We start from the raw sequence: 16,104 nt of genomic DNA on the forward strand, positions 1-16,104 counted from the left end.
GCGCTTATGGGTGGGTTTGGCTGCCACCCGTCGGAACGCCCAAGTGGGCGAGGTAGCGGTAGATGGTGGCCCGACCAACACCCAGCAACTGGCCAATTTCGGCCACCGTTTTGTCTTGCTGCAAATACAGCGTCTTGGCGGCTTGTGCCTTGGACAACGCTTCTTTCGACAAGCCTTTGGGCCGCCCGCCCTGCCGGCCGCGGGCGCGGGCGGCCGTCAGTCCGGCGCGCGTCCGTTCGCGGATGATGTCGCGCTCAAACTCGGCCAGCGAGGCAAACAGGTTGAACATGAGCCGGCCCTGTGCCGTGGTGGTATCCAGGTGATCTTGCAGGCTGACGAAGTGGATGCCTTTGTCCTGAAAACCCGTCACCAGCGTGACCAGGTCTTTGAGCGAACGGCCCAACCGGTCCAGTTTCCAGACCACGAGCGTGTCGCCCGCCCGCAAGCGGGTCAGCAAGTGCTGGAGCGCCGGACGCTCTTTCACGGACGACACTTTTTCTTGGGCTACCTCGGCGCACCCGTAAGCTTGTAAGGCATCGGTCTGCAGGTGCAGCTGCTGGTCGGGGGTACTGACGCGAGCGTAGCCGAAAATCATAGGCGGTATTCTCAGGAAGTCAACGAGCGCGAAGATAGCGAGTCGTTGATTCGTGAGAACACCATATGAGACAGTTATTGCCGTACTCAAGCACCTCGCAAACGGCCGCGGTCACCGGGTCGAAATAACGCCCGTTTTGTGAGATGCTGTGTTGTTCTAAAATTAGTTGACCAACCGGTAGCCCCAACCTGAACAACACGCTAGACGGAATTTATCCGCTAGGTTGCTATTCAAATCCGCTCCCCGTCCCCGCATCTGAAGGCCCTTGCTGGGGCCGCCGCCGCTGGTTGCTCTCGACTCCATCCTGCCCGAAACGGTAGCTGAATGTCAATATAGCAATGCGCGACTCGCGCTTGTTGCGGCTGACGGCGTCGAGATTAGGACCGTAAGCAGTGAAGTTGAAGCGCAGGGTGTTGAACACGTCCGACACGCGCAGGGAGAGGCTGCCTCGGTCGCCGAGCACGGCGTACTTGGCGGCCACGTCGGTGTTGAAAGTGGTCAGGCGGCGGCCCTGGGCCGACACCACCGGCGAGCGGTAGTTGGCCGACACCTGCACATCGAGCTTCTTCACCGGCGTGAGCGTGGTGTTGACGCGGGCGGTGTATACGAAGTTACTGTTGTTGATGTCGGTGCTCGGGCCGGTGCCTTTGATGATGCGCCGGAAGGCCGAGGCCGTGCCGTTGAGCTTCCAGAATGACGTCAGGCTGGTGGCGCCGATCAGTTCCAGGCCGTAGTTCGTCTCGTCGCCCAAGTTCAGGCGGATGTTATTGGTCACCACGTTGCCGGTCAGCGGGTCGGTGATAATTGCCCGAAACCCTTTGATGGTCTGCGTTTCGACGTTGTAAAAGGCCGTCGTGGTCAGCGAGTTATTCTTGCCGAAGAACTTTTGGTGGCCCAGTTCCACGGCGTGGATGTATTCGGGCAGCAGCAGCGGGTTGCCAGTGTTCAGGTTGAGCGGATCGGAGCGGTCGGTGAAGGGATTCAGCTCGCCCTGGTCGGGACGCTGCACGCGCTTGGAGTAGCTCAGGCGTAGCTGCTGGTCTTGGCTGAGTTCGTAGCTGAGCACGGCACTGGGAAACACGTTCAGGTAGCTGCGCCGGAACTGCTGCCCGGTCGAGAGTTGGTGGCCGTGGGTGTTGGTTTGCTCGGCCCGCACGCCGGCCTGGTAGCTCAGGTGGCCCACCGCGTTGCCATACGTCGCGTAGGCGGCCTGAATGTACTCCTGGTACAGAAAGTGGTTCGACGGATCAAAGGCCAGCGGCAGGGTGCTCTGAAAGCGGTAGTCGTTATCATACTGGCGCCAGAGGCTCTTGGCCCCGGTTTCCAGCCGGCTTTTCTCGCCCAGTGGCTGCACGTAGTCCACCTGCCCCGAACCCTGGTGCAGCCGGTTGTCGAAGTGCTGCTGCTGCCCAGGTTTCGCACCACCTTCAAGGTAGTACAGGCGCGAGTCGATGGTGTTCTGCCCGTGCAGGGGCGTGTAGATGGCGCTGGCCGTCAGCTCGCGGCCTTTCTGCCCGGTCCAGGTGCGGCGGTAATCCAGCGTCACGTCGGCCGAGCGGTTGGTGCTGCGGGCGGTGTTGCTGCGGTCCGTCGTGCCCAGGCTGTCGGCGTAGCTGCGAGTATCAGCGAAATTGAATTGCCGCGAGGCAATGTTCTCCCAGCTGTGGCCCGCGTTGTAGCGCGGCTGCACCGACAGGGTCAGCGTCTGCTCGGGCGTGAGGCTGTAGTCGAGGCCCAGCCGCAGCGCGTTCGACTGGTTGTAGACGACGCCCTGGCGGTTCTGGCGCAGTACACGCCGGGTGCTGGCGCCGGCCGCGTCGGTGCTGGTGATGGTCTGGTCCAGGGAGCCGTAGCCGGTGCGGCGGTCCTGGCGGCCGTCGTAGGTCAGGAACACGTTCACCGGACCCCGGTGGTAGTTCAGGCTCAGCGCACCGTTGTACTTGTCCTTGGTGCCCACGCCGGCCGTAGCCTGCCCGTTGAGCCCGTCGCGGCGGTTTTTCTTGAGCACGATGTTGATGATGCCGGCCGCCCCTTCAGCATCGTAGCGGGCCGAGGGATTGGTAATGACTTCCACCGACTCGATCTGCGAGGCCGGAATCTGGTCGAGCGAGACGCCCCGGCCGCCGCCGGCCGCGCCCGAGGGTTTGCCGTCGATGAAGATGGTCACGCCGCTGGAGCCGCGCAAACTCACCGCCCCGTTCTGGTCCACCGTCACGGAGGGCACGTTCTGCAGCACGTCGGCGGCGGTGCCACCCACGGCGGTCAGGTCCTTGGCCACGCTCACCACTTTCTTGTCGAGGCCGGCCTGCACCACCGCTCGTTCGCCCTGGATGACCACGTCCTGGAGCTGGGTAGCCGTTGGGCGCAGGCGCAACGTACCCAACGCTACTTCAGTCGAGGCTACCGTCACGGGCTTGCGGCCGGGGCGGTAGCCCAGCACCGTGGCCCGTAGGGAGTAGCTGCCGAAAACTACTTTATCGAGCACAAAGGCGCCATTTTCGGCGGTTTGGGCGCCGGCCACGAAGCTGGAATCCTGGGCGCGCAGCAGCACCACGTTGGCAAAAGGCAGCGGTTGGTTGGTGGCCGCGTCATAGAGCAGCCCGCGCACGGTAGCCGTCGACTGGGCCCGCGACGCCAGTGGGGTGAGCAGTACTATCAACACCACCCAAAACGGGCACTTCAGGCGCTCCAGGCGAAAAAATGTATTCATTCGTTCAACAGGTAGCCGGGACGAAACCTGCAGCAGGCTCCGTCCCGGCCATTCACTCACTCACGTTCACTCCGGTACTACTTCTTATCGGCTTTTGCATCGTCGGCTTCGGTCTTGACTACCCCACCGCTGGCGTCGAAAATGACGTCCATCTTCTTGCCGGGCTTGCGCAACTCGGCCTCGTAGGTGGTAGCGCCGGTGGCCGCCGTCACGATTTTGGCCGCCTCCGTCACCTGGTAGCCGGCGTAGGCACTGGTTAGCTTGCCGCGCACGGCCGCCGGCAGTTGCGCCACCCGGATTTCCGTCTCGGTTTCCAGCAGCTTCCCATCCGCCGTCATCACCACCGACAGCTCCTCGGCGCCCTGCTTAAACTCGGCCTCGTAGTTGCCGTCTTCCTTTTCCCACTTTACCTGCTTGGCCGCCGGGTGGGCTTTGTGGAAAGCAGCCGTTACGGCAGCGGGTACTTGCTTGGCCGTCAGCTCCTGGGCCTGGACTGCAACGGCTGCCCCCGTAGTCAGGGCCAGCAGCAACAACGTTTTTTTCATGGGGCAATGCGGGTTACATGGTTGACGCTGCAATCCTACACCCCGTTTCTGTGATTTTTCTGGCGTCATCTATCCACCGCAAACCGGCGATTCTGCTCCAGACGAAAATGCTGTCTGTCTCAGCCGCACGGGTTACAGCATGACCACCACGGTTGCTCCCGCAGCGCCGTTCAGGTAGCTGGGAATGACCACGGCTCGGTCGCCAAGGCCCTTGCGTAGCTGCCGGTGCAGCCAGGGGTACGCCCAGTACGCCAGCTCAGTGGATACGATGCCCACCGCCGCTCCGGCCATGACGTCGGACAGCCAATGGTTGTCCTTGGCAATGCGCAGGCCGCCGGTAGCCGTGGCCACCGTGTAGCCGCCCACGCTGTACCAGATACTGCGCCCGCCGTACTCCTTGTGCAGAAACGTGGCCGCCGAAAACGCCGCGCTGGTGTGCTGGCTTGGAAACGAATCGAAGCTGTTGCCCAGCGGCCGCTCCACGTGGGTCAGCCGCTTGAGGTTGCTTGTCAGCGCGTTGTTAATGGTGTAGGTCAGCCCGAACAGCAGGGCTTGATTCAACGTGTTGTGTTTGCCCTTCACCCCAACCAAGCTCAACCCCAGGCTGGCGTAGGCCGGCACGTGCCGCAGCTGGTCGTCGAGGTTGGTGCGGATGCGCAGGTGCTCGTGCACTTCCTCGCGCAACTCTTCGTCGGATTCCAGCACGTCCACTTTCTCGGTGCCGAGCACGGCCAGCGTCAGCAGCGTAGCCGGCACGATGGTACGCCGGAATGCGGGGCGTGCGGTGAAGCGCGGCCGGGGCGCGTCCGCTGACCGGCGGAGTGTGTCGGTCGGCTCGCGCCCGAGTTGCCAGGACTGGGTAAGCCAGCGGACAGTAGGCGTTTGGGCGGCGAGCCTGAATGGCCGGCTGCACCACAGCAGAAGCAGCAAACAGCCGCCCCGTACGAGCATTCGGGTTGTCGGGGGGAGCATCCGGCAATCAATGAGGAAGATGGAGGGCGAAGCGGCTCGGGTGCCGGCAGCACCCGAGCCGCAGTTTACTGGGCAATTCTGGAGTAAATCTGAAGTGGTACCCGGCCGTTGGTTCAGGACGTGGGCGTCGCAGCGGCTGGCTCCGGTGCTTTCGGCCGCCCAAACGCCCAGTACAGGGCCGGCATGCCCAGCAGGTTCAGCACCGTGGAGGTGACGACGCCGCCCAGGATGACGACCGACATGGGGTGCTCGATTTCGGCGCCCGGCACGTTGCCGCTCACGATGATGGGCAGCAGCGCCAGCACCGACGTCAGGGCTGTCATAATGATGGGCGACACGCGCTCCAAGGACCCGCGAATAACCAGCTCTTTGCCAAAGGACATGCCTTCTTCGCGCTCCAGGTGCTGGTAGTGGCTCACCAGCATGATGCTGTTGCGGGCCGCCACGCCCAGCACCGTGATGAAGCCCACGATGGAGCCGAGCGAGAGGACGCCCCCGGTCAGAAACGCAGCCAGCAGGCAACCCGACACGGCGAAGAACAAACTCAGTATCCCCAGCACCGCCAGCCGCACGGTGCCGAAATCGGTATAGAGCACTAGAAAGATGCCGATGAGCGAGAGGCCCACCAGCATCAGCATCCGATTCTGCGAGGCTTGTCGCTCGGCGTACTCGCCCAGGATTTCGGGGTGGTAGCCGGCGCCGAACTGCACCTGGTCGACCTGCGCCTGCACGTCGCGGGCCACAGAGCCCAGGTCGCGGCCGCGCACGTTCAGCGTCACGTCGATGCGGCGGGAGGAGGCTTCGCGGGTGATTTCGTTGGGCGTGGGCACGATGCGCACGTCGGCCACTTCGCTCAGCGGCACCGAGCCGCCGCTGGGCACCGCAATCAGCAGGTCGCGCACGGCCCCGAAATCGGCCCGCACGGCCGGCTGCCCCCACACGGCAACGTCGAAAATCTTCTGCTCCTGGTAAATCTCGCCCACTTTGCGGCCGCGCACCAGCGTGCCGATGGCCCGCAGCAGGTCGCCGGGGCTCAGGCCGTAGCGCGCCGCCGATTCGGGCCGGAGCTTCACTTGAATCTGCGGCACCAGCGTCTGCTGCTGCACTTTCAGGTCCACTACCCCGTCGACGCCCTCCAGCCGGCTACCCACTTCCTTGGCCTTGGTGTAGAGTTGGTCGAGGTCGGGGCCGAAGATGCGCACCACCACCGTGGCCGAAGTGCCGGTCAGCACCTCTTTGATTCGCTCGCGCAGGTAGGTCAGCAGGTCGCGGTACAGGCCGGGGTAGCCGTCCACCACTTCCTGAATTTTGGCCACCGTCGCCTCGTAGTCCACGCTGGGGTCCACGGAAATCCACAGCTCGGTGAAGTTCGGGCCGACTACCTCGTCGGCTACCTCCGCCCGGCCGATGTGGGCGCCGAAGTTGCGCACGCCCGGAATGGCGCGCAGTTCCTTGCTGGCCCGCACCGTAATGCGCGACATAGCCGGCAGCGAGGTACCGGGTTTCTCCACCCAGTGCATCAGGAAGTCGTACTCCTTGAAGTTGGGCAGAAACTCCTGCCCGAAAAACGGCAGCGTGAGCATCGACGCCACCGCTACGCCCGCGAGCGTCCAGGCCACGCGCTTGGGGCGCGCCAGCAGGGCGGGAAGCAGGCGGCCGTAGTGTCGCTTCAGCCAGGCCACCACTGGGGCTTCCTTGGCTTGCTTCTCGGCCGCTTTGGGCAGCAGTAGCAGCGCCAAGGCGGGCGTCAGCGTCAGGGCAACGAAGAGCGAGGCGAGGATGGCCAGCACGTAGGAAAACGCCAGCGGCTGGAAAAACGCCCCCGACAAGCCCGGCAGCAAAAAGATGGGCAGCAGCACCAGCGCAACGATGAGCGAGCCGTAAATCACGGCCGAGCGCACTTCCATCGACGCCTCGAACACTACCGCGAAAGGGGTTTGGGGCGAGCCGGCTTCCCGGTTCAGCCGCAACCGACGCATGATGTTCTCCACGTCGATGATGGCGTCGTCGACCACTTCACCCAGCGAAATGATGAGGCCGGCCAGCACCATCGTGTCGATGGTGCGGCCGGAGTAGCGCAGCACCAGCGCGGCGGCAATGAGCGAGGTGGGCAGCGCCAGCGCGCTGATGAGGGCCGTGCGCCACTCGTAGAGGAAGAACAGCAGCACCACGACCACCAGCACGCAGCCGATGAGCAGGGACTTGTTCAGGTTGTCGAGCGACATTTCAATGAACGTCGCGGGGCGGAAGATGGTCGAGTCAATTTCCAGCCCTTTCAGGCCGGGGCGCATGGCGTCGAGGGCAGCTTCCACCTGCCGGGTCACGTCGAGCGTGTTGGCGCCGGGCTGCTTTTCCACGATGAGCAGCAGGCCGGGACCGTCGTTAATCACCGCGTCGCCGATGGGCGCCGGGAAACCTTCGACCACTTGCGCCACTTCGCCCAGCTTCAGACTCACGCCGTTGCGGAAGGTCACCGGCACCTGGGCCAGGTCGGCAGCCGACTGAATGGCCGCGCTTTGCGACAACGCCAGGCGCTGGTTCGGCGTGTCGACGAAGCCCCCACCGGCCAGCGTCGTCGCGTCGGCCGCCGCTTGTTCTACTTCGGCCAGCGTCAGGCCCAGGTTGCGCAGTTGCTCGGGGTTCACCAGCACCTGCAACTGCCGGTCGCGCTGCCCCCAGATGGCGACGTTGGCCACGCCGGGCACGGCCATCAGGCGCGGCCGAATGCTCCAGCGGGCCAGCGTCGTCATCTCCACCTGCGAGAGACTGTCCGACGATACCCCAATTTTAAGCACCCGGCTGGTGGACGAAAGCGGCGAGAGCATCACCGGCGGTCGGGCAACCGAAGGCAAGGTGGGCGCCACCCGGCTCAGGCGCTCCTGCACGGCCTGCCGGGCGTCGTTGATGTCGATGCCCTGCGGAAAGTACAGCACCACCGACGACAGCCCTAGCACCGATTTGGAGCGGATTTTCTTGACCTCGGGCGTGCCGTTCAGCGCATTTTCCAGCGGCACACTCACCAAGGCTTCCACCTCGGCGGTACTCAGGCCGGGCGCTTCGGTCTGCACTTCCACGTAGGGCGGGGCAAACTCCGGGAACACGTCCAGCGGAGTATTGCGCACCACCTGCAGGCCCGCGACGAGCATCACGCTGAAGAGTACGACGATGACCAGGCGCAGCCGTAGCGCCGTTTCTACCAACCACTTCATACACTAGTGGCTTCCGCCAAATTCGGTTCCGAATAACTCTGCCGCGCCGTCGGTGACGACGACGGCCCCGGCCTGCACCCCGCGCGACACCACCAATTGGTCGCCCACGGCACGTTGCACTTCCACCCGCTGCCGAGTGTACTGCTGCGGGGCCGTGCGCACGTACACCCACTGCCCGCCCGAGGCGTCGTAGAGCAGCGCGGCGGCCGGAATAGTCAACGCCGGTGTACCGCCGTTGCTGGCGTTGGCAGCAGTGCTGAGCTTCACGTCCACGGCCACCCGCTCACCGGGCCGGAAGGCTTCGTCGGTGTTGTCGACCTCAAAGAACACGTCGGCCGTGGCCGTGCCGGAGGTAGCACCCAGAGTCGGAGCTTCCACGGGACGGCCCAGGCGGGGAGCACCGCCGTTGAGCGGCCGAACGGATACGGTCTGATCGGCGCCCAGGCGGCGGAGGTCCCCCACGAACAGCGGCACGCGCACCCATACTTTAGTCAGCGCCGCCAGCTCCACCAGCACCGTGTTGGTGGTGACGATGGTGTTCGGCGCTACCGCCACGCGCTGCACCACGCCGCTCAGCGGGGCCTTGATCGGTAGCGTCTGCCCGCCGCCGGTATTGCCGCTCATGGCCGCCTGCCGGGCTTGCGCGTCGGCCAGAGCACGCTCGGCCAGCGCCACATCGGCGCGGGCATCGTCGCGGGCCCGGACACTGCCCGCCCGGTCAGCCAGCAGCTCCTCGGCCCGCTGCAATCGGGCACGGGTAACACGCAGCTGAATGCGCGCCTGCTCGGTACCCTGGTTTAGGGTCAGCAGGTCGCGCTCGGGCGGGAGCGGCACCAGCTGGTACAAGGTCTGCCCCTGACGCACGCGCTGGCCGGCCGTTAGCCCGCTACCACCGCGCAGGGTGCCCTGCACTGGCGCCACCACGGTGACAGCCTGCCCCGGTACGGCCTGAATTTCGCCGCCGACTTCGCGGGTGGCCTGCACTTGGTCGGTTGTGAGCGTTACCGTGCGAATACCCAGACGCTTTTCCGCCTGCGGGGTAATCTTCACGGTCGTCAGGTCCGATTCCTTGACCGGGTTCTGCACTTCGGAAGGACTCTGGTGCGGGGGCTTCTCGTCTTTGCCGCAGCTGGCCAGGCTCAGCAGGCCCACTACGGGCAGCAGACGAAAAAGAAGTGGATTATGGAAGGTCATCAGCAGAAGTAGTGAGGATTAGAAGCGGGCACCGCCCACGGCGTAGCGGAGCCGGGCCAGCGCGCGGCGTTGGTCGGCACGGGCTTCGGCAGCCCGTTGGCGGGCGTCGAGCAGCTGCCGGGTGGTTTCGGCGACCTGCACGTAGGGGAAGTCGCCGTTGACGAAGGCGTTGGTGGAGCGCCGGAGCGCGTCCTGCAGGCTGGGCAGGTAGCTGTTGTCCCACAGCGCCACGCTGCGGCTGGCCTGCTCGTACTGCGCGTAGGCTTCGCGTACGTCGAGCCCCACTGTTTGGCGCAGCGCCAAGTACTGCCACGCGGCCTGTTCCAGCTCAACCCGCACCCGCGCGATACGGCCCTGGTTGCGGTTGAATATGGGCAGCCCGACAGCCGCGCCCGGTCCGAGGTGAATCGGGTTCGGGTCGTTCAGGCGGGCATTCAGGGACAGCACAAACGAAAACACCCGGCTCCGCTCCCACTTCAGCCGCCGTCCAGTCGCTTCGATACCGATGCGGGCAGCCCACAGGTCGGGCCGGGCCGCGTACGCCGAGTCCAATAGCGCGGGCAGTGGTGGCACGGTGGCGGGAGCCGTACTCGTTGGGGTAAAGCGCACGGAATCGGCATTTAGCGAATCCAGCCGCAGCGAAGCCAGCAGCCGCAGGCGCGCTACCTGGGCATCCCGGCGGGCCCGCAGGTAGTCGTCTACCGCGCGGAGGGAGTCGGCGCTGGGCGCCACGGTTTCCAGCTCGCTGGCTTCACCGACTCGATAACGGGAGCGGACGATACGCGCCACCTCCGCCCGCATCCGAATGGCTTCCTGGGCAATGCGCACCCGCTCGTCGGCCAGGCCCACGTCGGCGTAGGACACCTGCGCGTCGCGGCCCACCGTCAGGCCGCGGGCCACCAGGCTTTCGGCCACGCGCTGGGTTTCCAGCTGGGCTGCCCCCACTCGCAAGGGCCGCTGCCACAGCAAATCAGCGGCGAAATTCAGAGCCAGCGTAAACGGGGCAGTCCCATATGAAGTAACGGCCGACAGCACCGGGTTGGTGAGCAGGCCGGCATCCTGCAAATCGGCCTGCGCCAGGGACAGCGTCGCCAGGTCGGCCTGAAACGCGGGGTTGCGCGTCAGAGCTAGGCGCGTGACGGCTTCCTCGCTGAGCCCAGTTTGTAGCTCCAGCGGTGCGGGCAAGGGCGCGGCAGGAGGTCGGGCGGTACCCAGTTCGTAGCCGGCGCGGCGTTGCAGCCGGCCGGCCACGTGCGCCCGGTCGTAGGAGGATTTGGTACTGACGCAGCCGGCTAACAGCAGCGGCAGCGCCCACATCCAGAGCCGGCAGGCACGCAGCAGCCGGACGGCGGCCGGTGCAAGACGGCTGGTGGAACTTGAAGGAGAGCGTTTCAATGCGGTCAGCAATGGGTGGAACATGAATCCGAGCGCGGCCTCAGTCGCCGGTTTCAGGGTGGAGTACTTCCGTGCCATCGGCGCGCAGGTACAGGTCGTGGGCGCGGCCCGCGCGGGCGAGTTCGGCCTCGTAAAGCGTATCACCGCCCCGGACGAGGACGGCGGCTTCCGATAGCTGGTACCCGGCGTGGTGCGTTGCCAGCCGCTGGCGCACGGGACCGGGCAGCTGCGCCGGCGGTATCTGCCGCTCCGTTTCTGTTATCTGGCCGGCTGGGTTGAGCATGATCCACGTTTTCCAGCGCGTCTGGCCGTCGGCAAACTCGGCTTCGTACTCCGCGCCTTCCTTCGTCCAGACGACGGCAGCGGCATTGGGGTATGCCCGGTGCAGGGCACCGGTGATGGCTACTGGAATGGTGGCTTGGTCGAGCGTCGTCACCCAGCCGACCTCCCGACCCCATAGCCAGGCGCCTAGCCCGATGATGCCCAGCACCGTACCTGCGTTGAGTAGTTTTTTCATGTGGTCAGATGTCAGGCAACCAAGTAGCCAAGGCCGGCGGAAGGAGGTGCTGTTTTGCACTCGGCAACTAATTGCAGCTTCACAATGACTTTTAATGCCATTTTAATTTTTTGGCTTTGGTACTTAATCAGTAGATGAAGATTTCGTGAAGAACCTTTCTGCAACTCTACGCTCCCATTCTGTAGAGAATCTGTGGGCGCATCCCCGATTCGTTTGCAGTGGCCGACTGAGTGAATCGGAGCCCAGAAAAAAAGTCGGCCCGCTCTGGTAAAACAGGGCGGGCCGACTTCGTTGAAGCGGAGAGTACGAGACGACGAACGTGTCAGAATTGCGCCCGCAGTGTGTGCCAAGCGCCATCCGGACTGAAGGTGTAGCGCAGCTGCCCGCCGTAGAGCCCACAGATCTGTTGGGCGATGCTCAGGCCCAGGCCGGGCGAGTCGGAAGCGGCGTTGTGCTTGCGGAAGCGGCCGAGCAGCTGTGCGGGGTCGCCGTCCAGCGGCAGGCCGGTGTTGCGGATTTCCAGCGCGTGGGCATCCAGACGGATGCGCAGCTGGCCGCCGGGTACGTTGTGCTTCACCGCGTTCTGCAGCAAATTGCTCACCAGCGAATCAGCCAGGGCCGGGTGCATGGCCACGGATAAAGGGGCGTCTACCTGTAGCACCGGCTCGATCTGTTTAGCTTCCAGAAACTCCTGTAGCTGCGCCAGCTTATCGCGCACCAACACGTCGAGCTGCACCGGCCGGGCCTCGGTGAACTGGCGGTTCTCAATCTTGCTGAGCAGCGTGAGGGCCTGGTGCAGCCGCGAGAGACGCAACGCGGCCCGGTACAGCTCCCGCACGGGCTGCGCGGCGCCTTCGGGCAGGTTGGGCAGCTGCATGAGCTGCTCCAGCTGCGCCTGCATGATGGCCAGCGGGGTCTGCGTTTCGTGGGCCGCGTTTTCGGTGAACTCCTTTAGTGCCTGGTAATCGGCCGTCACGCGTTGGGTGAGCTGGGCTAAGGCTTGGTTCAGTTCGCTGAACTCGTCGATAGGCGTGGCGGGTAGCTCCAGCGCCTGGGGTTGTTGCAGCCGATACTGGCGCAGTGAAGCCAGCGTGCGGTAAAACGGCGCCCACAGCCAGCGCGAGAGCCAGCGGTTGAGCAACACCAAACACAGCATCAGCCCGCCCATCACGGTCAGCATCACCCCGAGCACGACTTCCAACACGTCGCTGGTTTCGATCAAGGACTTGCGTAGGGTCAGCCAGTAGCGCTGGCCCTGCAGGTCAAGCGAAAACGACACCACCCGGAAGGGCACCATCGTACGTTCCGCAGGGTCGTAAATCAGCGTATCGCCCAAACCCGCGGGTCGCGGCTGCCGGCTGATGGTCAGCTCATTGGGATTGGTAATGGGCGGAAGTACACCCGTTTCGCGGATGTGTTGTCGCAGATAGTCGCGGTGAAACTGCAGTTGCTCGTCAACCTCTTCAGCCAGTACGTGCTGAATGCCAACGTACAGCGCGCCTGTGCCCAGCACAAACAGCAGCGTGACCAGCGCCAGGTAATAACGGTTGGTGGTGGTGAGAAGCTTCACTCTTCGTTTTCCGTTGTTGGTTTTTCGTCAGCCACTACCGTTACGCGGTAAATTCCGGACTCGAAAAACGAATAACGAGCAACGAAAAACGCGTCAATACTATTCGGCTTCCAGCTTGTATCCCAGGCCGTAGATGGTGCGGATGTAGTTGTCGGCGCCGGCGTCCTGGAGCTTTTTGCGCAGGTTCTTCAGGTGGGTGTAGATGAAGTCGAAGGAGTCGGCCATATCGGCCGCGTCGCCCCAGATGTGCTCGGCAATGGCTTCCTTAGTCAGCACGCGGTTGGGGTTGGCCAGGAAAAACAGCAGCAAATCGTACTCCTTACGGGTGAGCGTGATGGGCTGCTCCTTCACCTGCACCAGCGCCTGGTCGGGCCACACCGTCAGGTCGCGGAAGGCGAGGTGGCGCTGCCCCTGAAACTGCCGCCGCCGCAGAATGGCGCGCAGGCGGGCGTTCAGCTCGGCCAGGTGAAAGGGCTTGGCCAAGTAGTCGTCGGCGCCCAGCTCCAGGCCCTGAATCTTGTCGTCGAGCCCGTCGCGGGCGGAGAGGATGAGCACGCCGGCGGCCGATTTGTCGGCCTTAAGGGTGCGCACCAGGTTCAGGCCGTTGCCGTCGGGCAGGGTCAGGTCCATCAGCACGCAGTCGTACTGGTAAAGCTTGATCTTATCGTGCGCCTGCCGGTAATTCTCGGCCGTTTCGCACACGTAGCCGTCGTGGCGCAGATATTCCAGCAGCGAGGCGCGCAGCGGCGCTTCGTCTTCGACAATGAGAATTTTCAAGTCTGCAAACAGCTAACAGCGGACGGAAAAACAAAAGAGAGCGGCAAGCAAAGCTTGAATTCTGAGGAAAAATTGTAGTTGGCTGTCAGCGCAACAGCTTCGGGAAGAGCGGCGTACCACGCTTGCCGCCAGGAATTAAAAATAGGGTTAAAACCCTCCTGGCAACTCCAGCATTCCGTCAGAATCGGGCGGTTCATTTGCTGCACTTCCCAATGCTGCGACTCTTGTTTTCCTCTTTCGCTTTCCGTTTTGGTCGCCTTAGTGGCCGGCTTGCCGTAGCCTGCGGGCTGCTGTGGCTGAGCATTACCGCCACCCAGGCCCAGCAGGAGCTACGTACGCTCGACGAGTTCCTGACCTTGTCTCGCTCGACCAGCCCACTGCTGCGCGATTTCGCCGGACAAGTAGCCCAGAACCGCCTCGACAGCCTCCGCCGCCGCGCCCAGCAACGCCCCCAGATTACGGGCAACGGGGCAGCCGTGGCCGCGCCCATCATCCACCGCCGCCCCAACGGCGAAGGCGGCTTCGGCTACGACGAGGCGGTATCGAACGGCGGCAACTACGCGGCTTACGTCGGGGCGACCCAGCCGGTGCTCGGCGGGCCGGTGCTGCGCAACGACTACCGCATCCTCGAAAGCCAGGGCCTGGTGCTGCGCAACAACCGGCAGCTGGCCGCGCTGGACCTACGCCGCACCGTCACCGACCAGTTTCTGACGGCCTACGCCGCCGAGCAGCAGTGGACCTACAACCAGGAACTGCTGCGCACCCTCAACCAGCAGGATGCGCTACTGCGCAAGCTGGTCAACGGCGGCGTGTACAAGCAGACGCAATACTTGGCTTTCTACGCCTCCGTGCGCAACCAGGAAGTCACCACCCAGCAGGCCCGGCTGACGTACCGCCGCGAGTTGGGCACACTCCGCTACCTGGCCGGCTCGGGCGACACCGCTTTGGTACTGCTCAACAAGCCCCAGCCACCCACGCACCGCACGCTGGCCGGCCTGGGCTCCATCACCCAGCGCCAGTACACGCTCGATTCGCTGCGCCTCCGCCTCGACCGCGAAGCCGTGGACCTGAGCTACCGCCCCAAGCTCAACTGGGTGCTCGACGCGGGTTTACAGTCGGCCAACCCAGCCCCGCTTTACCTCACCCACAACGTAGGCTTCAGTGGGGGACTCACGCTGACGCTCCCCATTTTTGACGGCCACCAGCGCCAGCTCAGCTACGAGCGGATTCGCATCTCGGAGCAGATTCGCACGGGCTACCGCGCCTTCCTGACCACCCAGCGCCGCCAGCAGTACCAGCAGCTCGAAGGCCTCACCCGCGAGTCGGACCAGCTCATTGCCAGCATCCGCCGGCAGCTGGGCATTGCCGCGGCCCTGGTCGACGCCGGCCGCCAGCAGCTCACCACCGGCGACATCACCATCCTTGATTACCTGCAGTTGGTCAGTAGCTACCGAGGCTTTCAGTTCAGCCTTACGCAGGCCGAAACCGAGCGGCTGCGCAACCTCTTCGCCCTGGATTATCTGGGCGAGTGAGCCGGTCCTCCGTGCTGCTGGCTTCTCGTTTCGTGGACTGTACTCGTCGCTTTTCTCCTGATTTCATGTCTGTTCGCCTTTTCATCCCATCTGCCATTCGTGCCACCACGGCTCCGCCTCTCCTGGGCCAGCTGACCTGGGGCGTACGCCTGCTGCTGCCGCTGCTTTTGCTGCAGGCTTGCGGCGGCGCGGCCGACCCAGCAGCCGATGAAGCGGCGGCGGAAGAAGAAGTCCACGCCCGCGCCGCCGTGACGGTGGGCCGAGTGCAGACCGATACCGTGACGGACGTGCTACACCTGACGGGCGTCACGGCGTACCCGGCCAAGGACATTCTGCGCGCTACGACGACTGGCTACCTCGTGGCCCCGGTGCCGGTGCTGGGCCAGCACGTCGGGGCGGGCCAGACGGTTTTCACGCTCCAGACCAAGGAGTCGCGCACCCTGCACCTGGACCAGCTGACCGGTGACCCGAAGCTGCGCTTCAGCGGTATCATCCGCATTCCGAGCCCGCGCAATGGCGTCATGGCCACCGTCGATAAGCTGGCTGGCGACTACGTGCAGGACGGCGAGCCGCTCGGCACGGTGTACGACCAGTCGCGCTTCGGCTTCGTGCTCGACGTGCCCGTGACGCAGCTGCGCTACGTGCACCCCGGCCAAAGCTGCCGTATCACCTTACCAGACGGTCGCGTGCTACCAGGGCGCGTCACCGAGCCGCTGCCCGCCGCCGACGTGACCGTCCAGACCCAGCGCTACACCATCCGCCCGCTGGGCCCGGTCCCGGCCTTGCCCGAAAACCTCACCGTCACCGTCGACCTCGACAAAACCGCCACGCAGGTGGCCGCCACGCTGCCCCGCGAAGCCGTGCTCAGCGACGAGACGCAAACGAGCTTCTGGGTGATGCGCCTGCTCAACGACAGCACCGCCGTGAAAGTAGCCGTGCGCCCTGGCCCGGAGCAGGACGGCCGGGTGGTCATCCGCAGCCCGCGCTTTTCCCCCACCGACCGCATCGTGCTGACCGGCAACTACGGCCTCGACGATACCGCCGCCGTGCAGCTGCCGGGCAAGCCGGCCACGGAGTAATCCGCACCG

General features: G+C 64.5%; 12 protein-coding genes. 2 read left to right on the forward strand and 10 right to left on the reverse strand.

The features are described 5' to 3' along the window. Positions 1–4: 4 nt before the first annotated feature. The 10 genes from LJ737_RS23155 to LJ737_RS23200 form a co-directional block, all read right to left on the reverse strand. Positions 5–595 carry a recombinase family protein gene (locus tag LJ737_RS23155; RefSeq protein ID WP_227769151.1) on the reverse strand — a complete coding sequence of 197 codons (591 nt, stop codon included), beginning with the start codon at positions 593–595 and terminating at the stop codon, positions 5–7. A 226-nt stretch (positions 596–821) separates the two neighbouring features. Further along, positions 822–3,305, reverse strand: a complete 2,484-nt coding sequence (locus LJ737_RS23160) for a TonB-dependent receptor (protein WP_227769152.1) — start codon at positions 3,303–3,305, stop codon at positions 822–824. A 77-nt stretch (positions 3,306–3,382) separates the two neighbouring features. Beyond that, positions 3,383–3,850: a PepSY-like domain-containing protein gene (locus tag LJ737_RS23165; RefSeq protein ID WP_227769153.1), complete on the reverse strand. Its 468-nt coding sequence runs from the start codon at positions 3,848–3,850 to the stop codon at positions 3,383–3,385. A 132-nt stretch (positions 3,851–3,982) separates the two neighbouring features. Further along, on the reverse strand, positions 3,983–4,606 hold the full coding sequence (locus LJ737_RS23170) for a phosphatase PAP2 family protein (RefSeq protein ID WP_227769154.1): 624 nt from the start codon (positions 4,604–4,606) through the stop codon (positions 3,983–3,985). 329 nt (positions 4,607–4,935) lie between these two features. Beyond that, positions 4,936–8,031: an efflux RND transporter permease subunit gene (locus tag LJ737_RS23175; RefSeq protein WP_227769155.1), complete on the reverse strand. Its 3,096-nt coding sequence runs from the start codon at positions 8,029–8,031 to the stop codon at positions 4,936–4,938. A gap of 3 nt (positions 8,032–8,034) precedes the next feature. Next, positions 8,035–9,225 (reverse strand): efflux RND transporter periplasmic adaptor subunit, encoded by a 1,191-nt coding sequence (locus LJ737_RS23180; RefSeq protein ID WP_227769156.1) that lies wholly within the window; start codon positions 9,223–9,225, stop codon positions 8,035–8,037. An 18-nt stretch (positions 9,226–9,243) separates the two neighbouring features. Beyond that, on the reverse strand, positions 9,244–10,620 hold the full coding sequence (locus LJ737_RS23185) for a TolC family protein (RefSeq protein ID WP_227769158.1): 1,377 nt from the start codon (positions 10,618–10,620) through the stop codon (positions 9,244–9,246). A gap of 40 nt (positions 10,621–10,660) precedes the next feature. After that, the gene (locus tag LJ737_RS23190) at positions 10,661–11,137 is read right to left on the reverse strand and encodes a hypothetical protein (protein WP_227769159.1); all 477 of its coding nucleotides are present in this window, start codon (positions 11,135–11,137) and stop codon (positions 10,661–10,663) included. A gap of 322 nt (positions 11,138–11,459) precedes the next feature. Then, positions 11,460–12,707: a sensor histidine kinase gene (locus LJ737_RS23195; RefSeq protein WP_227769163.1), complete on the reverse strand. Its 1,248-nt coding sequence runs from the start codon at positions 12,705–12,707 to the stop codon at positions 11,460–11,462. Between the two features lie 99 nt (positions 12,708–12,806). Continuing rightward, positions 12,807–13,484: a response regulator transcription factor gene (locus tag LJ737_RS23200; protein WP_227769165.1), complete on the reverse strand. Its 678-nt coding sequence runs from the start codon at positions 13,482–13,484 to the stop codon at positions 12,807–12,809. A gap of 212 nt (positions 13,485–13,696) precedes the next feature. Here LJ737_RS23200 and LJ737_RS23205 point away from each other — a divergent pair, with 212 nt between their 5' ends. Both LJ737_RS23205 and LJ737_RS23210 read left to right on the forward strand, forming a co-directional pair. Continuing rightward, complete coding sequence (locus LJ737_RS23205) at positions 13,697–15,016, forward strand: TolC family protein (protein ID WP_227769167.1); 1,320 nt, start codon at positions 13,697–13,699, stop codon at positions 15,014–15,016. 65 nt (positions 15,017–15,081) lie between these two features. Beyond that, a complete protein-coding gene (locus LJ737_RS23210) occupies positions 15,082–16,095 on the forward strand; it encodes an efflux RND transporter periplasmic adaptor subunit (RefSeq protein WP_227769168.1) in 1,014 nt (337 codons plus the stop codon). Positions 16,096–16,104: the final 9 nt, after the last annotated feature.

The sequence above is a fragment of the Hymenobacter sp. 15J16-1T3B genome (assembly GCF_020711235.1).
Classification (GTDB): Bacteria; Bacteroidota; Bacteroidia; order Cytophagales; family Hymenobacteraceae; genus Solirubrum.

Excerpts from the sequence above, each read along its gene's own strand:
- LJ737_RS23175 (WP_227769155.1), bottom strand. The coding sequence starts at position 8,031 with ATGAAGTGGTTGGTAGAAACGGCGCTACGGCTGCGCCTGGTCATCGTC.
- LJ737_RS23205 (WP_227769167.1), top strand. The coding sequence starts at position 13,697 with ATGCTGCGACTCTTGTTTTCCTCTTTCGCTTTCCGTTTTGGTCGCCTT.
- LJ737_RS23180 (WP_227769156.1), bottom strand. The coding sequence starts at position 9,225 with ATGACCTTCCATAATCCACTTCTTTTTCGTCTGCTGCCCGTAGTGGGC.
- LJ737_RS23190 (WP_227769159.1), bottom strand. The coding sequence starts at position 11,137 with ATGAAAAAACTACTCAACGCAGGTACGGTGCTGGGCATCATCGGGCTA.
- LJ737_RS23210 (WP_227769168.1), top strand. The coding sequence starts at position 15,082 with ATGTCTGTTCGCCTTTTCATCCCATCTGCCATTCGTGCCACCACGGCT.
- LJ737_RS23165 (WP_227769153.1), bottom strand. The coding sequence starts at position 3,850 with ATGAAAAAAACGTTGTTGCTGCTGGCCCTGACTACGGGGGCAGCCGTT.
- LJ737_RS23160 (WP_227769152.1), bottom strand. The coding sequence starts at position 3,305 with ATGAATACATTTTTTCGCCTGGAGCGCCTGAAGTGCCCGTTTTGGGTG.
- LJ737_RS23155 (WP_227769151.1), bottom strand. The coding sequence starts at position 595 with ATGATTTTCGGCTACGCTCGCGTCAGTACCCCCGACCAGCAGCTGCAC.